We start from the raw sequence: 23,702 nt of genomic DNA on the forward strand, positions 1-23,702 counted from the left end.
TTCTCTACTCTCTATCTATAGTTAAGTATGTTTAATTTCGATTTTCCTATTATTAACTCTATCATGCTTTACGTTTCGCTGCATTATACTACCCCACACTCCATTATATCAAACAATGTGTTACAACGTTTAAGCTGAGGTTACAATCAGATAACACTAAATATCAATATGAGAACATCGCTATAATATTTTCCGGGGAATATTTCGACAAATTTTGATAGTTAATAATAAAAAAGACAGCCCATAGTGTTTGGACTGTCTTATAATTAGTCTAATAATGTTAATGGATTTACGTATGAACCGTTTTTATGAACTTCGAAATGAAGGTGAGTACCTGTTGAATTTCCTGTTGATCCCATAATGCCGATAATAGAACCTTGTGGAACAACTTGTCCAACAGTTACTTTAATTTCGGATAGATGAGCATATAATGTTTCATATCCATTATTATGGTCTACAACAATTTTTTGACCATATGTTCCATCCCAACCAGCGAATGTAACAACTCCATTATCTGAAGCAGTAATATTATAATTTGATGGTCTAGCAATATCGATACCTCTGTGGAATTCACCCCAGCGATTACCCATATTACTTGAAATATATCCACCTGAAGTTGGCCAAGCAAATGCACCCGTTCCTCGATCTGAAACAACCTTCGTACCAACGACAACAACTCGATCACTAGGTTCAGAGAGTACTGTTTCTTCCGTCACTGCTTTTTCTACTCTTTTACCGTTTAATTCAGTAATTATATACTCGACCTTTTTCTTACCGTATTCGCCTTCTTGTTTAACGATTTTCTCGCCTTTATACATTGAGTCATTTTCTTCTACAATTTTTGTGAAGTCAATTTTTTCTACTCTTGATTTTTCATAAACAACTTTAACATTTACTAATGGCTTTTCCACTGTTACATTCAGTTTTTGACCAATTTGTAATATTGTATTTTCATTAATATCAGGATTTAATTTTAAAAGTTCTGCTACTGATAAATTATGCTTCTTTGCAATTTTGCCAAGAACATCACCATTTTGAACGGCATATAACTCTTGTTCAACAGATCCTGTTTTAAGATAATCTACAGCTTTCTCTGGAGTTAAAATTTGTTCTGGATTAACTTTTGTATTTTCTATTGCGAGATTTTCAACAACTGAAACTTCTAATAGTCGTGATTCATTTTTAGCTAACTCTTTAGATACATTGTTTTCTAATTGTTGTAATTCTTTTTCTGTTACGTATTCAAGTTTTAATTGATGAATTGCCTCTTCATAATCCTGTTCACTTTTGAAGTAAGCTACTGGTTCTTCATCAATTTTCATTGCGAAAGCTGGTGTTTGAACTTCTAACTCTGTATTTAATTTTTCTAAAGTATTCGTATCATCAATTTCGAATGAAAAAACATGCTCCGGAACTAAAGAAACATCTGAGCTAGCATCTACTTCCATATTTTCATATTGTAGACTTGCTTCTTTTTCTTTTTGTTCAACAATTTCAGTTACGGACTCTTCATTAGTTACAGGTCCAATATATGTATCACCTAAATAAACATGGTATATTTTATTTATAGAATTATCGCTTTCTTCTCCGTTTGCAAATGCAAGGTTAAATGTTACTAATGATAAAAGAGCAACAGTTAAAGTAATTTTTTTAAATATATTCTTTTTCTTAGAATCAAGACTTGTATGTTTTTTCATCGAAACGTCTTTTTTCAATTTCCACTTCGAACTCATTATGAAGCCCCTTCCAAAGGTTCCCCTAATTAAGGGTTATTTTTCCATGTGAGATTTTCAAGCCTTTTCTAATTTAACATACTCCTTCTTTTGGTTGAACCGTCCTGAGTCTTTTGTAATGAAATTGTATTATTTGCACGTTTTTTGTTATATTATAGGATTTAAGGACCAAAATTCTCTATTAAATTGTCTAAGGACTGAAAAGAATTTTAGTTTATTATTACTTTTCGAGATTTCTCGACAATATTCTTGTTATTTTTTATGATAATGTTTTTTATTTTACTAGATTTATAATAGAAATTTTTTTATTTTCATAGTTTCATTTCTTTAAACATTAGGGAATAATTATATAGAAAGGGAATTTTTATTATCATCTAGAGAGTCCTTTCATATACAGTTACAAATAAAATTATTAGAGATTGGGGAGAATTTATGGAAGTAAGTGCAAAACATTCTGAAATTAATAAAATACCTATGAGGCATCACATGTTCCGAGTTGTAATGGTAATTATAGGTGCACTAATTTTTGCTATAGGTCTAGAGTTATTTTTAGTTCCTAACAATGTTATGGATGGTGGAATTGTTGGGATTTCAATTATTATTTCTCATTTAGTTGGTTTGCCTGTTGGTGTTTTTATCTTCATACTAAACCTTCCTTTTATATTCATCGGTTATAAACAAATTGGTAAAACCTTCGCATTAACTACTGCCCTGGGAATTACAATCCTTTCGATTGCCACGGTAATTATGCATCATTTAAATCCTTTTACAAAAGATTTATTATTAGCTACCGTTTTCGGTGGAATCTTATTAGGTGTTGGTGTTGGACTTGTTATTCGCTATGGAGGATGTTTAGATGGAACTGAAGTTTTAGCCATTTTATCCAATATCAAACTACCCTTTTCTGTTGGTGAAATTATCTTATTTATTAACTTAATTATTTTCACTGTTGCTGGTTTTGTATTTACTTGGGAACAAGCAATGTATTCCGTTGTTGCTTACTATATAGCATCAAAAGTTATTGATGTTGTCGTGCTAGGGATGGAGGAATCTAAATCCGTTTACATAATTAGTGAAGACATAGAGGAAATTGGCCAAGCCATATTACACCGTTTAGGTCGAGGGGTTACTTATTTACATGGTGAAGGGGCTTATACAGGGGATAATAAAAAAGTGATATTCTGTGTTATTACTAGATTAGAAGAATCTAAGATGAAAGAAATTGTTCGAAGTATAGATAATCAAGCATTCCTAGCAATTGGTAATATTAGCGAAGTAAAAGGTGGACGCTTCAAGAAGAAAGGTATTCACTAATACACATATAAAATGTTTAGAAAAACCGAGCCACTTTTGCTTGGTTTTTTGTTTGGTTGTGATTTGAAAAAAGAGCAATAATAAAGAAAAAACTGCTAACGATTTATTTTATTAGCAGTTAGTTAGTTAGTTTCTATATATAATTTACCTCTAGTTTGCACCTGTCGCTACGCTATCGGTGCAGAACGAATGTCGTTTAAAGTAAAAATTGCTAACGATTTAGTCTGTTAGCAGTTAGTAACTATTACTCCCAGATTGGGTTATCCCAAGGTTTGCGCCTGTCGCTACGCTTTCGGCGCAGACTAACGTGGATAAAAAAAAAACTACTAACGATTTGTAATCGTTAGTAGTTAGGATGTCCCCCAGATTAAGTTAATCCTAAAAGTTTGCACCTGTCGCTACGCTATCGGTGCAGAACGAATGTCGTTACTCCCAAATCGGATTAACGACATTCGTTTGCTCACGTGCTGGGCCTACTGAGAATGTCATTAGGTTAATACCAGTTAATTCTACGATGCGTTCTACGTATTTGCGTGCGTTTTCTGGTAGATCTTCTAATGTACGAACGCCTGTGATATCCTCTGACCAGCCTGGTAGTTCCTCATAAACTGGTTCACAAGCTTCGATTACATGTAAGCTTGCTGGATATTCTGTAATGATTTCATCATTGTATTTATAAGCCGTACAGATTTTTACTGTTTCTAAACCAGATAATACATCGATTGAGTTCAATGCTAAGTCTGTAATTCCACTAACACGGCGAGAATGGCGTACTACAACTGAGTCAAACCAACCTACACGACGAGGACGACCAGTTGTTGTACCATATTCACGACCTACTTCACGAATATGATGGCCAATTTCGTCAAATAACTCAGTTGGGAATGGACCATCGCCAACACGAGAAGTATATGCTTTACATACCCCAACAACACGAGATACATGAGAAGGTCCAATACCTGTACCTGTTGTTACACCACCTGCAACAGGGTTAGAAGAAGTAACGAATGGATAAGTACCATGGTCAACGTCTAACATGACACCTTGTGCACCTTCGAATAATACTCGTCCACCTTCATCTAATACATCATTTAAAACTTTTGATGTGTCAGTAACATATTGCGCTAATTCTTGACCATAACCGTAGAATTCTTCAAAAATGTCCTCAAATTTTAAACCTTCTACTTCATAGTATTTTTCGAAAAGGCGATTTTTCTTTTCTAAATTTTCGCGTAGCTTTTGTTCAAAAACTTCACGATCAAGTAAATCTGCAATACGAATACCCATACGTGCGATTTTATCTTGATAACATGGTCCAATACCTTTACATGTTGTCCCGATTTTTTTGTCGCCACGAGCAGCTTCGTCTACTTTATCTTGATAAATATGATAAGGAAGAATTACTTGTGCACGGTTTGAAATACGTAAATTTGATGTATCAATACCACGCTCTTGTAAACCTTTTAATTCAGTTACAAGAGATTTTGGGTTAATAACCATTCCGTTCCCCATAACTGATGTTTTTTCTTTATAGAAAATACCTGATGGAATTAAATGCAATTTATACGTTTCACCGTCAAACTTGATTGTATGACCTGCGTTATCCCCGCCTGAAAAACGAGCGATTACATCTGCCTTTTTAGATAGGAAGTCAGTAATTTTACCTTTACCTTCGTCTCCCCATTGTGTCCCTACAACTACAACTGATGTCATATCAGCACCTCCGCTAGACATTATGTCCTTTATACCGCAATATTTATTAGTAAAACATCCACAAATAGTATGTCCTACTTTCTTTAACTATATCAAACAGAACCATTGTAACAGTGATTCATTATAGAAGTCAATGAAGAATAAGAAAAAACACGAACATATAATTGAAAAAATTCAATTAACGTTCGTGTTCTAAATATACTTATGCATTAACTGGCTGCGGATGCTGCGACCAATCAATATTAATAAATTTGTTAAATTCCTTTTTAAAAGCAAGCGTTACAGTACCTGTTGGACCATTACGTTGTTTTGCAATAATGATTTCGATCATATTTTTACTTTCGGATTCTTTATCGTAGTAATCATCACGGTATAAGAAGGCTACAATATCCGCATCTTGCTCGATACTTCCTGATTCACGAATATCACTCATCATCGGGCGTTTATCTTGACGTTGTTCTACACCACGAGATAACTGAGATAAGGCAATAACAGGAACTTTTAATTCACGGGCCAAAGCTTTTAAGGAACGAGAAATTTCCGATACTTCTTGTTGACGGTTTTCTCCACTTCGGCCACTACCTTGAATTAACTGTAAGTAATCGATTAAGACCATACCTAATCCACTTTCTTGGTGAAGGCGGCGGCACTTTGCACGAATTTCACTAATACGTAAGCCCGGTGTATCATCAATATAAATACCTGAGTTTGATAAACTACCCATCGCCATCGTTAGTTTGCTCCAATCTTCAGAAGTAAGAGCACCAGTACGCAATGCTTGAGCATCAATATTTCCTTCAGCACAAAGCATACGCATTACGAGTTGTTCTGCCCCCATCTCAAGAGAGAATATTGCTACATTTTCTCGTGCTTTAATCGCTACATTTTGTGCAATATTCAAGGCAAAAGCTGTTTTACCAACTGATGGACGGGCAGCTACAATAATTAAGTCATTTCGTTGGAAGCCAGCTGTCATTCGATCTAAATCACGGAAACCAGTTGGAATCCCAGTTACATCTCCATCGCGAAATTGCAATTGTTCAATATTATCGTAAGTTTGAACGAGTACATCTTTAACGTGTTTAAAGTCACCGGCATTTTTACGATTCGCAACTTCCATTACTTTCTTTTCAGCATCTGCTAAAAGCGCCTCAACTTCATCTTCCCGTGTATAACCTTCTTCAACTATCTTTGTGGCAACACGAATTAAGCGGCGTAATAGTGCCTTTTCTTCAACGATTTTAGCATAATACGCAATATTAGCAGCGGTAGGTACAGCATTGGCAAGCTCAGTTAAATAAGAAAGACCACCAACATCTTCAAGTTCTTTTTTTACTGAAAGTTCTTCTGTAACAGTGACAACATCTATCGCTTTTCCTTGGTCACTTAAATCCAGCATTGTCTGAAAGATTTTTTGATGACTAATTCGATAAAAATCATCAGGAACTAAAATTTCAGATGCAGTAATTAAACTTTGTGGCTCAAGGAATATGGCACCAATAACGGATTGCTCTGCCTCATGGTTATGCGGTGGAACGCGATCCATCATGCCTTCGTTCATTACAGTTCTCTCCTTACGCTTCTTCTGTAACGTGTACCTTTAAAGTCGCTTTAACTTCGTGGTGAAGCTTTACAGGTACATTTGTAAAGCCTAAAGAGCGAATACCTTCGTTACATTCCATTTTTCGTTTATCAATTTTAATACCAAAATCTTTTTGAAGGGCTTCAGCAATTTGTTTTGTAGAAACTGATCCAAATAGTCTACCGCCATCACCTGATTTTGCTTTAATCACTACAGTAAGTTTTTCAAGTTGTTCTTTTAAATCTTTCGCTGCCTGTAATTCAGCCGCTGCATTTTTCTCTGCTAATTTCTTTTGACCTTCTAATTGACTAAGTGCTTGGTTCGTTGCTTCAACAGCATAACCATTTTTTATAAGGAAGTTTTGTGCATATCCATCTGCAACGTTTTTAACTTCTCCTTTTTTACCTTTTCCTTTAACGTCTTTTAAAAATACTACTTTCATTCTTCATTTCTCCCCTCAAGTATATCTATTATTGCATTATTTAATAAAGAAATCGCATGTTCTATCGTATCAACATTTAGTTGGCAAGCAGCATTGGTTAAATGGCCACCACCACCAAGTTTCTCCATAACAAGTTGAACATTAAAGTCTCCTAAAGACCTTGCACTGATTCCTATTAATCCATCAGGTCGATGGGCAACCACAAAGGAGGCTGATACGTCTTTAACTGTGAGTAAAATATCTGCCGTTTGTGCAATTAATACAGAGTCATATATTTTGTTATCCTGTCCATGTGCGACGGCAATTCCCGGATAGAGGAATTCAACAGTTTGAATAATTTTTGAGCGTTCAATATACGTATCAATATCTTCTTTTAATAATTGTTGAACTAATACAGTATCTGCTCCATTTGTTCTTAAATAAGAGGCTGCTTCAAAAGTACGTGCCCCTGTTCGGAGTGTGAAGCTTTTTGTATCTACGATGATACCCGCTAAAAGTGCTGTTGCTTCTAATTTTGATAGTTTTTCATCTTCTGGTTGATATTCTAATAATTCCGTTACTAGTTCAGCTGTAGATGATGCATAAGGTTCCATATAGACAAGAGTTGGATTTTTAATAAACTCTTCCCCTCGTCGATGGTGATCGATTACAACAATTTTGTCAGAGCGTTTTAATAGTCGATCATCAGCTACTAAACTTGGTTTATGAGTATCCACTATAGCTACCAATGACTTCTCCGTCATTAAAGCTAATGCTTCATCAGGGGAAATAAAGTACTTATAAAAATCGGAGTTTTTCTCTATATTCCCCATTAACCGATTAACACTACCATTTAACTCATCAAAGTTTAAGACAATATAGCCTTTAACTTTATTTTTTTGTGCCATTTTTCGCACACCGATTGCAGCACCGATGGAATCCATGTCAGGATGTTTATGTCCCATTATAAATACTTGATCACTTTCAATAATCAGATCTTGTAAGGCATGGGAGATAACACGAGCACGCACTCTAGTACGCTTTTCAACTGGATTTGTTTTTCCACCATAAAATCTTAATTTTCCATTCGGTTGTTTAATCGCTACTTGATCTCCACCACGACCTAAAACTAAATCTAGACTAGATTGAGCTAATTCGCCAAGTTTAATAAGAGAACTTGAACCAGCTCCAACTCCAATACTTAGTGTCAATGAGAGATTCTTTTGTGCTGTTTTTTCACGTATATCATCTAAAATTGAAAACTTTTTCTTTTCAAGCTCAGATAAAATTTTCTCATTTAATATTGCTAGGAAACGATCGGAATTAATGCGCTTTGCAAAAATTCCATGTTCAGAGGCCCAATCATTAATGATAGAAGTTACGATTGTATTCGTTAAACTTCTAGATTGGTCATCCATTCCTTGTGTTAACTCGTCATAGTTATCAATAAATAAGATAGCTAAAACAGTTCGGTCTGCGTAATATTGTGATTCAATTTTTAATTGCTCCGTTACATCAAAGAAGTATAATAACTTTTCTTCTTGTTTATAAACCACTTTATACTTTCGATCATTAATTGTAACGGTTTGCTCTCTTTTATCATCAGATTTCGTTAACTCATATAACTCCTCTGAAAGAATAAACATTTCTTCTCCAATTAAAGATTCTTCATCCATAACTTGAGACATATATGGATTTGCCCATTCAATTATATATTTATCGTTAATGAGTAAAATCCCTATAGGCATTTCTAAAAGTGCTTCAGATCCTACTTTTTTCATACGAAACGAAAGCGATTCGATATGTTTTTCTGTATTAATAAATGTGATTTTCTCAATTTTCCACGCATATATTACCGCAATGCTATAAAAGAGCAAATAGGCTAAGCCAAACCAGATATTCCAAATGGATATAATAGTGGCGCCTATTAGACCAATCACAGTTAGATACATAAGAGGATGTCGAATTAGCCGCTTCCTATAAGTATCCATTTTATCAGCTCCCTACCTCTGAATCTTCCCTTTGACAAATGAACGAATGTCAAAGCCTAAATCAAAAATCCCAATTAATACGACAAAGGAATATAGTGGAATGGCTATAATTGTTGCAAGTACTTTTAAAATACTAGGTGACCCGTATGCATCAAGACAAAAATGAATAAAAGATATTCCTTGAAGGGTCAGTAATAACCATAAGACCATCGATAAATTTAAGCAAATAACATAAAGAGGTGTGCCAGTTTCAGGGCTAATAAATAAGTTAACCGATAATAGTATTAAATAATACCATAAAATTGATTTTGGTAAGCGCAGGTTTTTAAATGCGTTAAACTTTGGAACATTAACTCCTAGACGCTTTAACATCGGTAAATTAATTGAAATGATTAAGAAAGTAAAGAAGAAAACAGCAATGGTAATGGAAGCTGGTAATGTCATCTCCATAGTATCAAAAAGTAAATTTAAAGCCGTTTCATCCATTGGTGTTTGACCAGTTAAACTTTGTGATAGCTCAAAGGATTTTTTGTAACTGTCACGCATTAACTGCATTGATTCTTTAATAAAATCCGTTTCAAACAATTTTAATGAGATAATGTACTGAACTGCAAATGTGATAAGTAAAGTAATACCTGATGACATAAGTAAAAATACTTTACTTTTCTTTAATCGTAACGAATCACCCATTACTACGCCTAATGAAGCAAAAATAAGGGCAAACGGAATGATTAATAAACCTCCAAAAAAGAAGGGGATAATACAACCTAGAATTGCCACTAATATGGATGAACTCCTATCAAATTTTGCACTGTACCATGCAATAGGTAACGGTGCAAAAAGGGTAGCAATAAGATTGATGAATGGTACATAGAAAGCGATTGCAACGAGTACTGTAAATAAGGCAATCATCATAGCACCATGAGCTAGCCTTTTTGATTGATTATTCGGCATCGATAACCTTCCTTTTAATTTAAAACTGTGCTGATTATAAGTCTTTAGAAGTTCAGCCTAAGAAGCCTGATGCATAATGTGATAGCATAATACTTCTTAAGTAATAATCTTATTCATTGATATATTGTACCATTTTTTTAGTTATGGGACAAAAATGCGCTTGTGTAATTGTTATGACACTTACAAAAAATGCAAATAAAAAGTCGACAAAATTTGTAATAAATTTTGTCGACTTTATTATATGCGTAAAAAATATGCTTCGCTTATTTAAGCTAAGGCTTATTTATCTTCAGCTACGAATGGAAGTAGTGCCATGATACGAGCACGTTTGATAGCTGATGTTAATTTACGTTGGTATTTTGCGCTTGTACCAGTTACACGGCGAGGAAGAATTTTTCCACGCTCAGAAATGAACTTTTTAAGTAAATCTACATCTTTATAATCGATTGTAGTGATGTTGTTTGAAGTGAAGTAACAAACTTTACGGCGTTTGCGGCCTCCGCGACGTTGTGCCATTTCGATGTCCTCCTTTATTATTTTTAGTTAGTTTCGAAGAGCGCTACGCTTTTCTAATTAGAACGGTAAATCGTCTTCTGAAACTTCGATTGGTCCTTTGCTTGATGCAAATGGATCCTCATCTACTCGTGTATAATTCTGCTGATTCATAGAAGGTTGACCTTGTGGATATGAAGCAAATGGATCCTGTTGTTGACCCATGTTACCAAATTGTTGATTAGGCTGGCTTGTACTATATGTAGGTTGGTTGCCCCCATAAGGTTGCCCTCCATATTGTTGATTTGGTATATTTGCTCCACCACCAGCGTTGTTACGAGGTTCTAAAAATTGTACAGAATCTGCAACAACATCTGTTGTGTAAACACGTTTTCCATCTTGACCTTCAAAACTACCTGTTTGAATTCGGCCTTCTAGACCAATCAAACTTCCTTTTCTCATGAAGTTTGCTAAGTTTTCTGCTTGTTTTCTCCAAGCGATACAGCCGATAAAGTCAGCTTCGCGTTCACCAGATTGATTCGAAAATGTTCTATTTACAGCGATTGTAAAACGAGTCATCGGAATTCCACTTGGCGTATAACGAAGTTCTGGATCTTTCGTAAGTCTTCCAACTAATACGACACGGTTTATCACAATGTCAACCTCCTTTACAGCGTTTATTGGTAAATTTTATTATGCTTCTTCACGAACAACGATATGACGGATAATGTCTTCGCTGATGTTAGCAAGACGAGTGAATTCGTTGATTGCTTCTGTACCAGCGTTTGCTTTCACGATTTGGTAGAAACCTTCGCGGAAGTCGTTGATTTCGTATGCTAGACGGCGTTTGCCCCATTCTTTCGCTTCTACGATTTCAGCACCGTTTGAAGTTAATACTTCATTGAAACGTTCAACTAAAGCTTTTTTAGCTTCGTCTTCGATGTTTGGACGAACGATGTACATTAATTCATACTTTTTCATTATTTTGCACCTCCTTATGGACTTTGGCTCTTGCTACTTTACAAGAGCAAGGAGTAAGTAATATATACTCACATCGTAGAATTGTACCATGACAATTAAATAAATGCAACAATGAATGTTACGTTCAAAAAGGGAAGGAAAGTCGTTATAATGATTTAGAAGGAGTGGAGAGATGTCTAATACTAACGATCCGATTGTCATTGAGTTGAATATGATCAAAATTGCTAAAGTAAATTTGTGGCTTACTCTCATCTTAACGATACTTTTTATCATTGTGAATAGTTTAATCCATCAGCGTTTTAGTGCTTCATTTTCATTTTGGGATATTTTTATCTTTATAGTCGGCTATATCTTACTAATTATTTTACACGAAATATTCCATCTTATAGGTTTTATGATTTTTGGAAAGGTCAAATTTAAACAATTAAAATACGGTGTAAATTTGAAACTAGGTGTTGCTTATGCGACTACAACAAAACCTTTAAAAAATGCTGCGATGAAAAAGGCGTTAATGCTACCATTTTGGACTACTGGAGTTATCCCTACTTTAGCAGGGTTTCTTTTCGATTCATTCTTGATTGTTACGTTAGGAGCTGTGTTAATTGCTGGGGCAGTGGGGGACTTTTACATGTATAAAGAACTGCGCAAATATTCTAGGGATGCTCTAGTAAAAGATGACCCTAATCTACCGAAACTTTACGTATATGAATAACATAAGAGGTGGAAATATGTCAGAAAACGTACATATCGTTTCAATAAATGAACAAAAAATTATGAAACAAACGGTTATTTTAACTATATTATTAAGTATTATTTTTGTCGGAATTAATTATTATTTACACCCTAATTTTGATTTTAGTATTCTTCGTTTTTTATTTGGAATTGTTATTTTCATTTTTGTATCACTACTGTTAGTTGTAATCAATGAAATACTAAATTTACTTGGGTACAGATACCGTTGCAAAGTAAAGCCTGAATCACTATCATTATCCATTCACCTTGAGAAAGGGTTAATCTACTCGACTACATCTGAAAAAATAAAAAATGGACAATATCAATCGGTATTTTTCACTTCTTTTATGGTTACAGGAGTAATCCCGTTAGCCATTGCTTTTTCACTAGGGAATTATGCCTTATTATTAGCGAGTGCTTCTTTTATTGCAGGAGGTTTAGCAAATTTTATTGGGATGTTTAAACTTAGAAAATTCCCTGATGAGGTTTTAGTAAAGGATGTACCGTCTGAATTTAATGTTTATGTTTATTTAAATGAAAAGAAATAGATAAAATAAAAAAGTCGATTTGCCTTGGCAAAATCGACTTTTTTGCGTTTAGAAATATATATTAAACATTGAAACGGAATAACATAACATCTCCGTCTTGAACTACGTATTCTTTACCTTCTAAGCGAACTTTCCCAGCTTCTTTAGCTGCAGCCATAGAACCTGCCTCTACAAGGTCATTGAAAGAAACTGTTTCTGCACGAATAAATCCACGCTCAAAGTCTGAGTGAATAATACCAGCACATTGAGGAGCTTTCATCCCTTTACGGAATGTCCAAGCACGTACTTCTTGAACACCAGCTGTGAAGTATGTTGCTAAACCTAATAAATCATAAGAAGCACGAATTAATTGATCTAAACCTGATTCTTCAATACCAAGTTCTTCTAAGAACATTGCTTTTTCATCGTCATCTAATTCAGAGATTTCTTCTTCTACTTTTGCACAAACTGTAATTACTTGTGCACCTTCAGCATCTGCATATTCACGTACTTGTTTTACATATTTATTATTTCCAGCATCTGCAACTTCTTCTTCTGAAACATTCGCTACATAAAGCATTGGTTTAATTGTTAGTAAATGTAGACCTTTAATTACTTTTAACTCATCTTCTGATAAATCAACAGAACGAGCTGGTTTTTCTTTTTCTAAAGCATTTTTAATTTTTACAAGTACCGGTTCTTCAACTAACGCTTCTTTATCTTTTTGTTTTGCCATTTTACTAACCCGTTGCAAACGTTTTTCTACTGATTCCATATCAGCTAAAATAAGTTCTAAGTTAATAACTTCAATATCGTCAATAGGATTTACAGAACCTGAAACGTGCGTGATGTTTTCGTCTTCGAAACAACGTACCACTTGACAAATTGCATCTACTTCACGGATATGAGATAAGAATTTATTCCCTAACCCTTCACCTTTTGAAGCTCCTTTTACAATTCCTGCAATATCAGTAAATTCAAAAGCAGTTGGTACTGTTTTCTTCGGTTCTACAAGTTCTGTTAATTTATCTAAACGTGCATCTGGAACTTCTACCACTCCAACGTTCGGATCGATTGTAGCGAATGGATAGTTTGCTGCTAAAGCACCTGCTTTTGTAATTGCGTTAAATAATGTTGATTTCCCAACGTTTGGTAAACCTACGATACCTGCTGTTAATGCCATTGGTTGGACACGACCTTTCTATTTTCAATCAATTCTTTTATTTCTCGTTTTTTTCACCATTGTTAATTATATGGATAACCATAGAAAAAGTCTATTTGGCAAATTATTCACTCTTCATTTGCTCGTACTAAAACTTTTTTCATTTTTTTCTCAAACTCACGACGAGGAATCATCACGCTATGACCACAACCTTGACATTTTATGCGGATATCAGCACCTAAACGAATAATTTTCCACGCATTCGTTCCACAAGGATGTTGTTTTTTCATTTCCACAACATCATTCAAATCAAATGATTTTGCCTGCATTATCCTTCATCTCCCTCTGAAATCATACTACTTCGATCATATAGCATCATTTTTGGATATGCCATTGGAATTCCGTTTTTCTCTAAAATTTCTTTTACGTCACGACGAATCACACGCGCAATACCATAATGTTGTAATGGTTGTGTTTCGGCGACAATTCGAATCGTTACCTCTGTACCCGCAACATTTTGTACTCCTAAGAAGGTAGGTACATCAACTAGTTCCTCATGTTTTGGCGGTAATGTTTTCAGATATTCTTTTACGATTCTTTCTACTTTTTCAATATCCGCGTCAATTGCAACTTGCATATCGATAATGGCCTTTGAATTATTAACTGAATAATTTATAACATCTGTAATTTGACCGTTTGGAATAATATATTGTTCTCCAGTTGTTCCGACGATTTTCGTAGTTCTTAGACCAATTTCAATTACAGTTCCTTCTGCTTGATTTAATCGAATATAATCTCCTACACCAAACTGATCCTCTAAAATAATGAAAAAGCCTGTAATAATGTCTTTTACTAAACTTTGTGCACCAAAACCAATTGCTAAGCCTGCAATCCCCGCTCCTGCTAATAAACCACCAATATTGATATTTACAGAAGATAAAATTGCAATGATAGCAGAAAAATACACTAAGTAAGACAAGGTACTATGTAACAATTTCACAATAGTTTTTTGACGCCGTTCATTTTGATTAAGCGTTTTTACCTTTAAAGTGAAAATTCGTGTAATAATTCTTTTTCCAATAAAGGTAACGATGTAGGACACTAATAAAATTATAAGAATTTTTATGGAAGCACTAATAACGAAGTTCCATAATTCTTCGCTTTTTAAGTAATTCCAGAATCTTTCTGTCATCCCTACTAGTTCTTGTGTCTCAGTTTCTATAACTTCTACTGCCATTTTTCCACTCCTTGTATAACTTCCTAAAAAATTGAATATACTAAAAAACAATATAGCTTAATTTTTACCATAAAAATCAAAAATTTATCATAATAATAAGTAAGGGAGGATTGTTTACGTGCAAAAGATTATTAATAGCTCAATAAGGTCATTTGTTCATCATGAACAAACTGGTGCATTATGGCGTCTTAGTGATATTTTTTTAGAATATATCCCATTTGACCATGAAAATATTATCTTTTGCTGTATTGGAACTGACCGCTCAACTGGTGATGCGCTCGGTCCATTGACAGGCAGCTTTTTATCTAGTTTTCACTCGTTTCCGTTTGAAGTCATTGGTACTCTTGAAAATCCATTACACGCAATCAATTTAGCATCCACAATTGAAGAAATTCAACAAAAACCTACTACACCATTTGTTGTTGCAATTGACGCCTGTTTAGGAAATGAAAAAAATGTTGGTGAAATTATTGTTCATGAGGGTCCTTTATTCCCTGGTAAAGCAGTAAAAAAAGAACTACCCCCAATCGGTGACATTTCAGTAAAAGGAATTGTCAATGTTGGAGGTTTTATGGAAATGCTTGTTTTACAAAATACTCGTTTAAATGTAACGTATTCTATGAGTAATAAAATTGCCCGTGCATTATTATTAGCATGGCAACGTCATTTATTGAAAAAGAAACATGATGGCAACAATGAAACCAACTACAACAATACCCGGCAACAAATTGGCTACACGAATTTTAGTTAGGCCTGCAATATTTAATCCAATTGCCATGATCATTACTCCTCCAGTAGCGGTCATTTCCTTTATAAATAAATCTAATGCCGCTTCTGGTATGTATGCACTTATAAATCCTGAGGAAATTGCAATAATCCCCTGATATAAAAAAACTGGGACAGAAGATAATAAAACACCTATTCCTAACGTTGATGATAAAATAATTGATGTAAAACCATCAATTATTCCTTTTGTTATTAAAACTGAATGATCGTTTCTTAACCCACTATCTAAAGCACCTAGAATTGCCATCGACCCTATTACAAATAATAGGGTAGCATTCACAAACCCCTCAGCTATACTACTTTCTGTCTTATTTTTCCCAAGTTTCAGTTCAATCCATTTTCCAAAACGATTTAATAGTTTGTCTAAATCTAATAACTCTCCAATAACTGCTCCCACTACTAAACTAATTATAATAATAACAAAATTCGTAGATTGGAATCCCATTTGAATTCCTAATAATGCAACTGCTAGACCTATAATTGATAAGACAGTATTTTTCATAGTTTCTGGGATGTTTTTAAAAAAACGCCCTAATATCGATCCAACGATAATTAATAGTGCATTTATTAGTGTGCCTAGCAAAACCATGTTGAACCTTCTTTCCAAAAAACAAAAATTACTTATTTAGCTACAAAAGACGATTCTTACAGCTATGTTTACACATCTAGAAGAAGCTGAAGTTTCCGATGAGCTAACCACTATAGCTTAACATTTTTTAAATCCAAAAAATAGAGCGCCTAAAATTTGGCGCTCATACTTTTTATTCTTGTTCAACTTGAAGGATTTCCAAAATACGTTCAAGATCATCTTCTGAATAAAATTCAATCTCTATTTTACCTTTATTTTTGGACTTTTTGATTTGTACATTCGTTCCAAAGTATTCTCGCAATTGAGTTTCAGTTGCTTGAACAAATATATCTTTTTTAACTGGTTTCTCAGTTTCACGTGAAACATCTTCGTTTAACTGTTTAATTAATGCCTCTAGCTGACGAACGTTTAATTCATGTTTCACTACTTTTTCCGCTACTTCTGGAATTCTTCGTTTATTTTTTAACCCTAGTAACGTTCGACCATGGCCCATTGTAAGTTTTCCATTATTTACGAGTTCCCTTACTTCATCGGGTAATTGTAATAATCTCATATGATTCGTAATATAAGGTCTACTTTTTCCTAATCTTTTTGCTAATTCCTCTTGGGTAAAGTTTAATTTTTCGATTAAGCTTTGATAGGCTTCGGCTTCTTCAATTGGTGTTAAATCTTCTCGTTGTAAGTTTTCTAGAATAGCTACTTCCATCATTTGTTCTTCCGTCATCTCACGAATGATTGCCGGAATTTCTTCTAGATTAGCTAATTTAGCAGCTCTGAAACGTCTTTCACCTACGACTATTTCAAACTTTTTCCCCTTTTTACGAACAACGATTGGTTGAATAATTCCATGCTCTTTAATAGATTGTGCTAATTCGTCAATCTTCTCATCATCGAATGTTTTTCTTGGTTGGAATGGATTTACTACTAATTTTTGTAGTGATATTTTTTCAATTGCATCTTCATTTTGAACTGTTTCTAATGTTTCTAGAGTCTCAGTCGGAAATAATGCACCAATCCCTTTACCTAACCCTCTAGCCATGCTTAATCACTTCCCTTGCTAACTCTAGGTATACCTCTGCACCACGAGATCTTGAATCATAAATAATGATTGGCTCACCATGACTAGGTGCTTCACTTAATCGAACATTTCTTGGAATAATCGTTTTATATACTTTATCTTGGAAATATTTTTTTACTTCTTCGATAACTTGTATTCCTAAATTTGTTCGAGCATCAAGCATCGTTAATAATACACCATCAATATATAACTGTTGGTTTAAATGTTTTTGGACAAGACGAACAGTAGAAAGAAGCTGACTCAAACCTTCCAACGCGTAATATTCACATTGTACTGGAATAATTACAGCATCCGAAGCTGTGAGTGCATTAATTGTTAATAATCCTAATGAAGGTGGGCAATCAATAATTATATAATCATATAATTCTTTTATATCCTGTAGAGCATGTTTTAAACGTACTTCCCTTGAAATTGTAGAAACTAGTTCAATTTCTGCTCCAGCTAATGATATTGTTGCAGGGACAACAAATAAATTTTCTATTTTAGATGGTTGTATAACACTTTTTACCTCTTCATCATCAATTAATACATCATAAATGCAGCTTTGTATTTCGCCTTTATTTACACCAACACCACTCGTAGCATTTCCTTGTGGATCAATGTCAATTAACAGAACTTTTTTCCCTAGATAAGCAAGACAAGCGCTCAAATTTACAGATGTTGTAGTTTTTCCTACACCACCCTTTTGGTTTGTAATTGCAATAATTCTTCCCAACTCTTGCACCTGCTTTCAAATCAATATGGTCATAAAAAAAGATTTTTACTTCTTATATTCTATCAAAATTACATTCAAGTTGTATTCTATTCTAAACAGAATTCCTTGATTTTTATAGAAAAAAAGGTTCCTAATTACAGATAAGGAACCATAAAAATACATTATGCTTTTTTCTTTGGAATTTTTACTGTTATTTGATAATACTCTTCAGTATCTTCTTCCTCTGTTTTTACATTAATCCCACTTTTTGTAACCATCGAAAGAGATTGTTTAATTGTATTTAATGCAATACGAATATCTTTACTAATTGCCTTACGTTTTGGTTTTTCCTTCGTTTCTTTTGGTTTTGTTAATTGGATAATATATTCCTCTAACTGGCGGACATTCCACTCATTTTCTTTAATTAATTCTACTAAATTTCTTTGAACATCTGGATCTTTAATAGATATGAGAGCCCGCGCATGTCTTTCGGAAATTTCTCTCTTTAATATTGCTTCTTGCACAAATTGAGGAAGCTTTAATAATCGAAGTTTATTTGCAACAGTAGATTGACCTTTTCCTAATCGTTGAGCAAGCGCTTCTTGAGTAAGTGAATGGAGTTCTAACAATTGTTGATAAGCTAATGCTTCTTCGATTGCAGTTAACTCTTCCCGTTGAAGATTCTCAATCAAAGCAATAGAAGCAGTTTCTTTATCACTTAAATTTCGAACAATTGCAGGCACTTCTGTCCAATTTAGTTTCTTCATTGCTCGGTAACGACGTTCTCCAGCTATGATTTCATAGCGATCATCAAACTTTCTTACAACGATTGGTTGAATGACACCATGTGTATGAATCGTTCTTGATAATTCCTCAATTTTTTCTTCATCAAAAACTGTACGAGGTTGGAACCGATTTGGAATAATTTCATCGATTGGAATTTTCACTACTTCTTCAGCTGCTTTTTTCTTTTCTACCAACTCTACTTCTTCTACTTCACTTTTTACAGAAACAGCTTTATCTCCGCCTCCGAAAAAACGTGAAAAAGGACTTTTCATTCAATAGGCACCACCTTTTAGAAACTATCTTGCTCTAACATCTCTATAAATATTATTTATTATAAACTATAAAATGTACAGAGTCCGATAGATTTATAATCTATTAAAAGATAAACATAAATATAATTTATGTATGCTTCAAAATTGAAATTTATATCTAAAATAAGAGACATTTCGATAAATTTTTAAAATTTTTTTGTTCCACATGAAACAAAGATATGAGTATATTTAAATTTCCCTAGCATTAAGTTAATAGATTTATTTTAAGCCTACTAGAAAAAGCAGGCTATTATATCTTTATTGAATTGGTGTTTTATTCGGTACACCTGGTTTGCGTGGGTATTTTTTTGGTGTTTGTTTTATTTTATCAAATACATAAAGAGTTCGTTCACTTTCTTCAACCGGTAATAAGTAAGAAAACTCTTCTTTTAATTTAGCACCTAAAGTTGTAATTGCTTTTTTCGCATCTTTTAATTCTTCTGGTCCAGCAGCAGCTTTTAATGCAACAAAATATCCGCCTTGTTTGGCTAATGGAATACATAACTCTGATAGAACGGATAATCGTGCTACTGCGCGGGCAGTAACAACTTCAAATTGCTCACGATATTTTACATTTTGACCAAATTCCTCAGCACGAGCATGCACAAATTGTACATTTTCTAATTGAAGCTCTTCACTTAAATGATTTAAAAAAGTAATACGTTTATTTAATGAATCAACAATTGTCACATGTAAATGTGGGAAGCATATTTTTATTGGGAGACTAGGAAAACCTGCACCTGCACCAACATCACAAATTGATTCTACCTTTGTAAAATCAAAGTAAAAGCTTGCACTAATGGAATCATAGAAATGCTTTAAATAAACACCTTCTAAATCAGTGATTGCAGTTAAATTCATTTTTTCATTCCACTCAACTAAAAGCTCAAAATACTTTTTAAACTGTGTAATCTGGTTATCAGTTAGTTCGATTCCTTTTTCTTTTAACGCAGCAATAAATTGTTGTTCGTTCATTGAGATCTCCCTTTAATAATTTTTTCATAAAAATGAACGAGCGCCCAAAAAAGACGCTCGATTTAATCTTTATTCATTCCCTATGCGTGCAATTTTCCCTTGTTCGATATATACAAGAAGAATTGAAATATCGGCAGGATTTACACCAGAAATACGAGAAGCCTGGGCAATGGATAATGGACGAACTTCTTTTAGCTTTTCTCGAGCTTCCGTCGCAATACTTGGAACATCATCATAATCGATGTCTTCAGGTATTTTTTTATTTTCCATTTTGTGAAGCTTTTCAACTTGTGTTAATGCTTTTTGAATATAACCTTCATATTTTAATTGAATTTCAACTTGTTCTTTTACTTCATTGCTTAATTCAATTTCTGATGGTGTTAATGATGCAACTAATTCATAGTTCATTTCCGGACGTTTTAATAAATCTGCAGCACGGATACCATCTTTCAATTCTGTACCACCAACAGAACGGATTACTGATTGAGTCGTTTCATTTGGTTTAATAATTACTTCACGAAGACGGGCAATTTCATTCTCGATTTGTTCTTTTTTCGTAGTAAATTTTTTGTAACGTTCTTCAGATATTAAACCAATTTTATAACCAATTTCAGTTAATCGTAAGTCTGCATTGTCATGGCGAAGAAGTAAGCGATACTCAGCTCTTGAAGTTAGTAAACGATATGGCTCGTTAGTTCCTTTCGTCACTAGGTCATCAATTAATACACCAATATAAGCTTCTGAACGTTTTAGAATTAGTTCTTCTTTTCCTAAAACTTTTGCAGCGGCATTAATTCCAGCCATTAACCCTTGACCAGCTGCTTCTTCATAACCACTTGTTCCATTAATTTGACCAGCAGTATATAGGTTTTTAATAAGTTTTGTTTCAAGAGTTGGCCAAAGTTGAGTTGGTACTACTGAATCATATTCAATTGCATAACCAGCACGCATCATTTCAGCATTTTCTAAACCTGGAATGGATTTTAACATCTCACGTTGAATGTTTTCAGGTAAACTTGTCGATAAACCTTGAACATAAACTTCTTGTGTATCTCTTCCTTCTGGTTCTAGGAATAATTGATGACGTGGTTTATCGTTAAATCGTACAATTTTTGTTTCAATTGATGGACAGTAACGAGGACCTTCTGCCGTAATTAATCCTGTAAACATCGGTGCTTTGTCTAAATTATTGTTAATAATATCGTGCGTTTCGGCACTAGTATAAGTTAACCAACAAGGAATTTGATCCATAATAAATTCAGTTGTTTCAAAACTAAATGCACGTGGTTCATCATCACCAGGTTGAATTTCTGTTTTACTATAATCTATCGTTTTACTATTAACACGAGGTGGTGTACCTGTTTTAAAACGAATAATGTCAAAACCTAATTCACGTAAGTTGTCGGCTAATTTAATGGAAGGACGTTGGTTATTTGGACCACTTGAATATTTCACATCTCCAATAATAATTTCGCCGCGCAAGTACGTACCAGTTGTAACGATTACCGATTTAGCTCGATAAATTCCACCTGTTTGCGTTACAACTCCAGTAACTGTACCGTCTTCTATAATTAACTCATCAACCATTGCTTGGTTAATTGTTAAATTTTCTTCTTCCTCTAATAAACGTTTCATTTCACGTTGGTAAAGCACTTTATCAGCTTGGGCACGTAAAGCACGCACTGCTGGACCTTTACCCGTGTTTAGCATACGCATTTGGATATGAGTTTTATCAATAACTCTCCCCATTACTCCACCTAATGCATCAATTTCACGTACGACAATTCCTTTTGCCGGTCCACCGATAGATGGGTTACATGGCATAAAGGCAATCATATCTAAACTAATTGTAAGCATGAGTGTTTTAGCACCCATTTTTGCTGCAGCATATGCTGCTTCTACGCCAGCATGACCTGCGCCGATGACGATAACATCGTACGAGCCTGCTTCATATGTTGTTGTCATGCCGAATCTTCCTCTCTATTTAAAAAATATTATTGTACATTTATATTTGACTTAACTAATAATAAGGCAAAAGTTAATTCTTTTACACTTAAAATTAATTAAGTCTTATCATTTTTAGAACTTACTTACCTAAACAGAATTGTGAGAACAACTGGTTAATTAAACTTTCTTGTACTGTATCGCCTACGATTTCTCCTAAAAGCTCCCACGTTTTTGTCACATCGATTTGGATCATATCTACTGGTACACCAGCATTAGCTGCATTGATTGCATCTTCAATTGTATCCTTTGCTTGATGTAGAAGTGCTATGTGTCGAGCATTTGAAACATACGTTAAGTCATTTGCTTCTACTTGTCCTTCGAAGAATGTTTTCGCAATGGCTTCTTCTAATTCAATAACTCCTTGTTCTTGTAAAAGAGAAGTTGTCACAACTGGACGTCCATTTGCTAGTTGTTCTACTCTATCTAAATTGATTTTTCGAGGCAAGTCCGTTTTATTCACTACAACGATAAAATCCATATTTTGAATCGTTTCAAATAAACGCTCGTCTTCTTCAGATAATTCTTCCGCTGAATTTAATACAAGCAAAATTAAATCTGCTTCTTTTAATACTTGACGAGATCTTTCTACCCCTATACGTTCAACGATATCTTCCGTTTCACGAATACCTGCTGTATCGACTAAACGTAACGGTACGCCACGAACATTGACATACTCTTCTATAATATCACGAGTTGTCCCTGCTATATCTGTAACAATTGCTTTATTCTCGTGGACTAAACTATTTAACAATGAAGACTTACCAACGTTTGGTCTACCTAAAATAACTGTTGAAAGCCCTTCTCGTAAAATTTTCCCTTGAGATGAAGTTTGAAGAAGTTTATCAATTTCATCCCGCACCCAAGAACATTTTTCTAATAAAACAGGAATCGTCATTTCTTCAACATCATCATATTCAGGGTAATCAATATTCACTTCGACATGAGCAAGTGTTTCAATCAACGCTTGTCTTAATTGTGCAATTAATCGTGAAAGTTTTCCTTCCATTTGCCCAAGTGCTACATTCATCGCTCGGTCAGTTTTTGCACGAATTAAATCCATTACTGCCTCAGCTTGCGATAAATCAATTCGACCATTTAAAAAGGCACGTTTTGTAAACTCACCTGGTTCTGCTAACCTTGCTCCATTGCGTAAAACAAGTTGTAACACACGATTTACTGAAACAATCCCACCATGACAATTAATTTCTACTACATCCTCACGAGTAAAGGTTTTTGGGCCGCGCATTAGTGAAAGCATCACTTCCTCAATAACTTCCTCTGTTTTTGGATCAATCAAATGTCCATAATGTATCGTATGGGATTTCTCCTCACTCAGTTTTTTCCCACTGGGCGATTTAAATATATTTTCTGCTATTTGAATTGCTTCATCCCCACTCAAACGAACAATGGCAATTGCACCTTCGCCCATTGGTGTAGATATCGCAGTAATTGTATCGTACTCCATGAATGAAACCTCCTATTTTCACGAACTTCACTCAAAATAAAATTTATGTTAATTCCGAACTTATCCACATGTGAATAACTACAACGAACATAGTTTACTAACAACTTAGGGTAACATATTTTGAGTAAATACGAAAGTAAAGCATTTTTCCACATGTGGATAATGTATTTTA

At 34.2% G+C, this 23,702-nt stretch carries 23 protein-coding genes; 4 read left to right on the forward strand and 19 right to left on the reverse strand.

Annotated features, from left to right (window positions below; translation table 11 throughout):
- Nucleotides 1-266: 266 nt before the first annotated feature.
- A complete protein-coding gene (locus D8M03_RS09725; RefSeq protein WP_121214583.1) occupies nt 267-1,733 on the reverse strand; it encodes a M23 family metallopeptidase in 1,467 nt (488 codons plus the stop codon).
- Nucleotides 1,734-2,165: 432 nt separating this feature from the next.
- Here D8M03_RS09725 and D8M03_RS09730 point away from each other — a divergent pair, with 432 nt between their 5' ends.
- Nucleotides 2,166-3,047, forward strand: coding sequence for a YitT family protein (locus tag D8M03_RS09730; RefSeq protein WP_121214584.1), 882 nt, complete (start codon nt 2,166-2,168; stop codon nt 3,045-3,047).
- 426 nt (nt 3,048-3,473) lie between these two features.
- Here D8M03_RS09730 and D8M03_RS09735 read toward each other — a convergent pair whose 3' ends face one another.
- The 8 genes from D8M03_RS09735 to rpsF form a co-directional block, all read right to left on the reverse strand.
- A complete protein-coding gene (locus D8M03_RS09735) occupies nt 3,474-4,760 on the reverse strand; it encodes an adenylosuccinate synthase (RefSeq protein WP_121214585.1) in 1,287 nt (428 codons plus the stop codon).
- Between the two features lie 202 nt (nt 4,761-4,962).
- The gene (dnaB, locus tag D8M03_RS09740; protein ID WP_121214586.1) at nt 4,963-6,321 is read right to left on the reverse strand and encodes a replicative DNA helicase; all 1,359 of its coding nucleotides are present in this window, start codon (nt 6,319-6,321) and stop codon (nt 4,963-4,965) included.
- 13 nt (nt 6,322-6,334) lie between these two features.
- Nucleotides 6,335-6,784, reverse strand: a complete 450-nt coding sequence (gene rplI, locus D8M03_RS09745) for a 50S ribosomal protein L9 (protein ID WP_121214587.1) — start codon at nt 6,782-6,784, stop codon at nt 6,335-6,337.
- Entirely contained in the window at nt 6,781-8,754 is a 1,974-nt protein-coding gene (locus tag D8M03_RS09750) for a DHH family phosphoesterase (RefSeq protein WP_121214588.1), read from the reverse strand. The genes rplI and D8M03_RS09750 overlap by 4 nt, the downstream gene beginning before the upstream one ends.
- A 12-nt stretch (nt 8,755-8,766) precedes the next feature.
- Nucleotides 8,767-9,708 carry a YybS family protein gene (locus D8M03_RS09755; protein WP_121214589.1) on the reverse strand — a complete coding sequence of 314 codons (942 nt, stop codon included), beginning with the start codon at nt 9,706-9,708 and terminating at the stop codon, nt 8,767-8,769.
- 279 nt (nt 9,709-9,987) lie between these two features.
- A complete protein-coding gene (rpsR, locus tag D8M03_RS09760) occupies nt 9,988-10,224 on the reverse strand; it encodes a 30S ribosomal protein S18 (protein WP_097073298.1) in 237 nt (78 codons plus the stop codon).
- A 57-nt stretch (nt 10,225-10,281) separates the two neighbouring features.
- Nucleotides 10,282-10,854, reverse strand: a complete 573-nt coding sequence (gene ssb / locus D8M03_RS09765) for a single-stranded DNA-binding protein (protein WP_121214590.1) — start codon at nt 10,852-10,854, stop codon at nt 10,282-10,284.
- Between the two features lie 39 nt (nt 10,855-10,893).
- Complete coding sequence (rpsF, locus tag D8M03_RS09770; RefSeq protein WP_121214591.1) at nt 10,894-11,181, reverse strand: 30S ribosomal protein S6; 288 nt, start codon at nt 11,179-11,181, stop codon at nt 10,894-10,896.
- 172 nt (nt 11,182-11,353) lie between these two features.
- Between rpsF and D8M03_RS09775 the strand changes: the two genes are divergently transcribed.
- Entirely contained in the window at nt 11,354-11,893 is a 540-nt protein-coding gene (locus D8M03_RS09775) for a DUF3267 domain-containing protein (protein WP_121214592.1), read from the forward strand.
- 16 nt (nt 11,894-11,909) lie between these two features.
- Nucleotides 11,910-12,461: a metalloprotease family protein gene (locus D8M03_RS09780; RefSeq protein WP_170148426.1), complete on the forward strand. Its 552-nt coding sequence runs from the start codon at nt 11,910-11,912 to the stop codon at nt 12,459-12,461.
- 61 nt (nt 12,462-12,522) lie between these two features.
- Here the strand turns inward: D8M03_RS09780 and ychF are convergent, their stop codons facing one another.
- The 3 genes from ychF to D8M03_RS09795 all read right to left on the reverse strand — a co-directional run bounded on the left by ychF (nt 12,523) and on the right by D8M03_RS09795 (nt 14,839).
- Complete coding sequence (gene ychF / locus D8M03_RS09785) at nt 12,523-13,623, reverse strand: redox-regulated ATPase YchF (protein WP_121214594.1); 1,101 nt, start codon at nt 13,621-13,623, stop codon at nt 12,523-12,525.
- Between the two features lie 107 nt (nt 13,624-13,730).
- Nucleotides 13,731-13,931, reverse strand: coding sequence for a DUF951 domain-containing protein (locus D8M03_RS09790; protein WP_121214595.1), 201 nt, complete (start codon nt 13,929-13,931; stop codon nt 13,731-13,733).
- On the reverse strand, nt 13,931-14,839 hold the full coding sequence (locus D8M03_RS09795; RefSeq protein ID WP_121214596.1) for a mechanosensitive ion channel family protein: 909 nt from the start codon (nt 14,837-14,839) through the stop codon (nt 13,931-13,933). The genes D8M03_RS09790 and D8M03_RS09795 overlap by 1 nt, the downstream gene beginning before the upstream one ends.
- A gap of 118 nt (nt 14,840-14,957) precedes the next feature.
- Here D8M03_RS09795 and yyaC point away from each other — a divergent pair, with 118 nt between their 5' ends.
- A complete protein-coding gene (yyaC, locus tag D8M03_RS09800) occupies nt 14,958-15,590 on the forward strand; it encodes a spore protease YyaC (RefSeq protein WP_211330894.1) in 633 nt (210 codons plus the stop codon).
- On the opposite strand, the gene D8M03_RS09805 is transcribed toward yyaC, so the two are convergent.
- The 7 genes from D8M03_RS09805 to mnmE form a co-directional block, all read right to left on the reverse strand.
- Entirely contained in the window at nt 15,507-16,214 is a 708-nt protein-coding gene (locus D8M03_RS09805) for a DUF554 domain-containing protein (RefSeq protein WP_121214597.1), read from the reverse strand. The two genes, yyaC and D8M03_RS09805, sit on opposite strands and share 84 nt — an antisense overlap.
- A gap of 172 nt (nt 16,215-16,386) precedes the next feature.
- Nucleotides 16,387-17,253: a ParB/RepB/Spo0J family partition protein gene (locus D8M03_RS09810; RefSeq protein ID WP_121214598.1), complete on the reverse strand. Its 867-nt coding sequence runs from the start codon at nt 17,251-17,253 to the stop codon at nt 16,387-16,389.
- Complete coding sequence (locus tag D8M03_RS09815) at nt 17,246-18,007, reverse strand: ParA family protein (RefSeq protein ID WP_121214599.1); 762 nt, start codon at nt 18,005-18,007, stop codon at nt 17,246-17,248. Before D8M03_RS09815 ends, D8M03_RS09810 begins: the two co-directional genes overlap by 8 nt.
- Before the next feature lie 161 nt (nt 18,008-18,168).
- Complete coding sequence (gene noc, locus D8M03_RS09820; RefSeq protein ID WP_121214600.1) at nt 18,169-19,044, reverse strand: nucleoid occlusion protein; 876 nt, start codon at nt 19,042-19,044, stop codon at nt 18,169-18,171.
- A gap of 297 nt (nt 19,045-19,341) precedes the next feature.
- Nucleotides 19,342-20,058: a 16S rRNA (guanine(527)-N(7))-methyltransferase RsmG gene (rsmG, locus tag D8M03_RS09825; RefSeq protein ID WP_121214601.1), complete on the reverse strand. Its 717-nt coding sequence runs from the start codon at nt 20,056-20,058 to the stop codon at nt 19,342-19,344.
- A 69-nt stretch (nt 20,059-20,127) separates the two neighbouring features.
- Nucleotides 20,128-22,023, reverse strand: a complete 1,896-nt coding sequence (gene mnmG, locus D8M03_RS09830; protein ID WP_121214602.1) for a tRNA uridine-5-carboxymethylaminomethyl(34) synthesis enzyme MnmG — start codon at nt 22,021-22,023, stop codon at nt 20,128-20,130.
- Nucleotides 22,024-22,144: 121 nt separating this feature from the next.
- Complete coding sequence (gene mnmE / locus D8M03_RS09835; RefSeq protein WP_121214603.1) at nt 22,145-23,530, reverse strand: tRNA uridine-5-carboxymethylaminomethyl(34) synthesis GTPase MnmE; 1,386 nt, start codon at nt 23,528-23,530, stop codon at nt 22,145-22,147.
- Nucleotides 23,531-23,702: the final 172 nt, after the last annotated feature.

Origin of the sequence: Ureibacillus endophyticus (assembly GCF_003628435.1) — a bacterium.
GTDB classification, from domain to species: domain Bacteria; phylum Bacillota; class Bacilli; order Bacillales_A; family Planococcaceae; genus Ureibacillus; species Ureibacillus endophyticus.

Coding starts and splice junctions, on each gene's coding strand:
- rplI (WP_121214587.1), bottom strand. CDS start 6,784: ATGAAAGTAGTATTTTTAAAAGACGTTAAAGGAAAAGGTAAAAAAGGA.
- noc (WP_121214600.1), bottom strand. CDS start 19,044: ATGAAAAGTCCTTTTTCACGTTTTTTCGGAGGCGGAGATAAAGCTGTT.
- rsmG (WP_121214601.1), bottom strand. CDS start 20,058: ATGAACGAACAACAATTTATTGCTGCGTTAAAAGAAAAAGGAATCGAA.
- D8M03_RS09730 (WP_121214584.1), top strand. CDS start 2,166: ATGGAAGTAAGTGCAAAACATTCTGAAATTAATAAAATACCTATGAGG.
- D8M03_RS09725 (WP_121214583.1), bottom strand. CDS start 1,733: ATGAGTTCGAAGTGGAAATTGAAAAAAGACGTTTCGATGAAAAAACAT.
- D8M03_RS09780 (WP_170148426.1), top strand. CDS start 11,910: ATGTCAGAAAACGTACATATCGTTTCAATAAATGAACAAAAAATTATG.
- D8M03_RS09810 (WP_121214598.1), bottom strand. CDS start 17,253: ATGGCTAGAGGGTTAGGTAAAGGGATTGGTGCATTATTTCCGACTGAG.
- D8M03_RS09735 (WP_121214585.1), bottom strand. CDS start 4,760: ATGACATCAGTTGTAGTTGTAGGGACACAATGGGGAGACGAAGGTAAA.
- D8M03_RS09775 (WP_121214592.1), top strand. CDS start 11,354: ATGTCTAATACTAACGATCCGATTGTCATTGAGTTGAATATGATCAAA.
- mnmG (WP_121214602.1), bottom strand. CDS start 22,023: ATGACAACAACATATGAAGCAGGCTCGTACGATGTTATCGTCATCGGC.
- rpsF (WP_121214591.1), bottom strand. CDS start 11,181: ATGAAAAAGTATGAATTAATGTACATCGTTCGTCCAAACATCGAAGAC.
- D8M03_RS09750 (WP_121214588.1), bottom strand. CDS start 8,754: ATGGATACTTATAGGAAGCGGCTAATTCGACATCCTCTTATGTATCTA.
- D8M03_RS09790 (WP_121214595.1), bottom strand. CDS start 13,931: ATGCAGGCAAAATCATTTGATTTGAATGATGTTGTGGAAATGAAAAAA.
- D8M03_RS09795 (WP_121214596.1), bottom strand. CDS start 14,839: ATGGCAGTAGAAGTTATAGAAACTGAGACACAAGAACTAGTAGGGATG.
- rpsR (WP_097073298.1), bottom strand. CDS start 10,224: ATGGCACAACGTCGCGGAGGCCGCAAACGCCGTAAAGTTTGTTACTTC.
- ychF (WP_121214594.1), bottom strand. CDS start 13,623: ATGGCATTAACAGCAGGTATCGTAGGTTTACCAAACGTTGGGAAATCA.
- D8M03_RS09755 (WP_121214589.1), bottom strand. CDS start 9,708: ATGCCGAATAATCAATCAAAAAGGCTAGCTCATGGTGCTATGATGATT.
- mnmE (WP_121214603.1), bottom strand. CDS start 23,530: ATGGAGTACGATACAATTACTGCGATATCTACACCAATGGGCGAAGGT.
- D8M03_RS09805 (WP_121214597.1), bottom strand. CDS start 16,214: ATGGTTTTGCTAGGCACACTAATAAATGCACTATTAATTATCGTTGGA.
- dnaB (WP_121214586.1), bottom strand. CDS start 6,321: ATGAACGAAGGCATGATGGATCGCGTTCCACCGCATAACCATGAGGCA.